Genomic DNA, 2,058 nt, shown 5'->3' with positions numbered 1-2,058 from the left:
AGCTCGCATTGCTGCTGCTGCCGAGCGAGCCGGAAAGTCGCCACACGCCTTCATTCTGGATGCGCTTTCCGAGACAGTAGAGCGCATAGAGACGGACGACGAGTTGCACCGTATCGCCGATGAACGTTGGGCTGCTTTGAAGCGAACTGGCAAGTCGGTGGCGTGGACAAATGCAAAGGCGTACTTGCAGGCCCGCGCTGGTGGCGAGAAAGCGCGCCGGCCGTCAGCGCGCCGGCCTGCGCGTTGACCGAGCATGGCTCGAATCGAGCTTGCTCCTGAAGTCGTTGACGATCTTGATCGCTTCCTGGATCACATGGCGCAGTACGACGCGGTGGACACCGCGAAGCGGATCGAGGAAATCATCGAGGCCATCCAGATCCTCGCGCATAGCCCTCAAATCGGCAGACCGGTGAGGGATGGCAAACGGGAATTGGTCATTGGCAAGGGTGCTCGAGGCTATGTCGCGTTGTATCGCTATCTTGCCGAGGTCGATACGGTTTTCATATTGGCAGTTCGCGCGCAGCGAGAGTCTGGTTTCAAGCACTGATCTCGTCGAATGGGGCGCATGATTTGTAGGGCATGCCATCGCTCGACATGCCTGCGATAGGGATGGCAAGCATCGCCGACGGCCTCGGGTTCGATGCGCGCGGAGCAAGGCCTGTCGGTCGTTAGCCCTTTCAGTTTCTATAAGCCATGGTTAGGGGGCCTTTTGGGGCATCCGGCTCTGCGCGTCGCGTATTGCGGCCATGGGAGGAACTGGTCTCGTCAGACTCGGAGCGTGACCGAGAATCGCCCAGTTCTTCGCCATTGTCCGGAAAGCCTCCCGCGGAGAAAGTATCGCCATCGATAGGTGGCGGCAGCAAGTCGAATTCACCACGAAGGATCCGGACCTCTCGCAGGCATCTGAGAAGCAAGGTCATCGTCGGCCCCGTTGGGTGATGAGGTGCCCCGTCCACCGGCCTCGGGGCGCCCGCATGGCCGAAGTACGTCGCTCAGATGTCGAGTTCGATCTCCGCGCCATTCGCAGACCGCGACACGCATACGCACATCAGCCCACCCTGGCGCCGGTCGTCTTCGGTCAGGAAACTGTCGCGGTGATCGATGGTGCCGTTGCCGACCGGCGTCAGGCAGCTGCCGCATACGCCGGTACGGCAGTCGTGGGGCGCGTCGATGCCGTGCGCCAGCAGCGCGTCGAGCAGGGTCACATCGGCCGGTACCTCGATGCGCTGGCCCGTACGCACCAGCCGCACGGTGAAGGCCTTGTTGTCCCTGCCCACCACCTGGCTGCCGAACAACTCGTAGTGCACGTGGTGCTCGTTCCAGCCGGCCTGCACGCCGATATCGATGACGCTTTGGATCATGCCGCCCGGGCCGCAGACGTACAGGTGCCGCTGCGGATCTGGAGAGCCGATCGCCTGCGCCAGTGCCGCGCGTGCCACTGCCGGGTCCGCCGTATGCATTTCGTGCAACGCCACGCCGGGTAGCGCGCGCAGTTCGTCGCGGAAAGCCACGCTTTCGGGCGAACGGCCGAAGTAGTGCAGGTCGACGATCGCATCGCGTTCGCTCAGAACGCGCGCCATGCACAGGATGGGCGTGATGCCGATGCCTCCTGCGATCAACGTGTGGTGCGGCGCATCGTCGGCCAGCGGGAAGCCGTTGACCGGCTCGCTGAGTTCGATCAATGCACCGGGCACAACCGCATCGTGCATGTGCAGAGATCCGCCGCGGCCACCGGCCTGGCGCAGTACGCCAATCTCGTAGTGGTCCACGGTGCCGCTGCCGGGCCGGTTGACCAGCGAGTACGAACGCTGCGCCGCGCTTCCGTCGGCCAGGCGAACGCCCACATTGACGTGCGCGCCCGCGGAGAATCCCGGCAGCATCGCGCCCTGCGGGTGCTTCAGCACGAACGAGCGGATGTCGGCCGTGCGCTGAATGATCTCGGCAACCTGCAGCTCCATGTCAGCCTTGGGCATTGGCCAGACGGGTCAGCACGGCCTTGGCCTCGTTCATCATGCGCACCACCACCTCGCCGGCCGGCGCGATGTCCTTCACCAGGCC

Annotated in this window: 2 protein-coding genes; one reads left to right on the top strand and one right to left on the bottom strand. The window is 64.0% G+C overall.

Going from position 1 to position 2,058, the window contains the following annotated elements:
* Positions 1-253 precede the first annotated feature (253 nt).
* Positions 254-547: a type II toxin-antitoxin system RelE/ParE family toxin gene (locus AC1DY5_RS53130; RefSeq protein ID WP_478122267.1), complete on the top strand. Its 294-nt coding sequence runs from the start codon at positions 254-256 to the stop codon at positions 545-547.
* A 445-nt stretch (positions 548-992) separates the two neighbouring features.
* Here AC1DY5_RS53130 and AC1DY5_RS53125 read toward each other — a convergent pair whose 3' ends face one another.
* Entirely contained in the window at positions 993-1,958 is a 966-nt protein-coding gene (locus AC1DY5_RS53125; protein ID WP_478122266.1) for a PDR/VanB family oxidoreductase, read from the bottom strand.
* Between the last annotated feature and the right edge of the window lie 100 nt (positions 1,959-2,058).

The organism is Variovorax sp. P4_D9 (genome assembly GCF_056401695.1).
The sequence above is the reverse complement of the archived record's forward strand: the minus strand, read 5'-3'. Positions and strand labels throughout refer to the sequence as shown.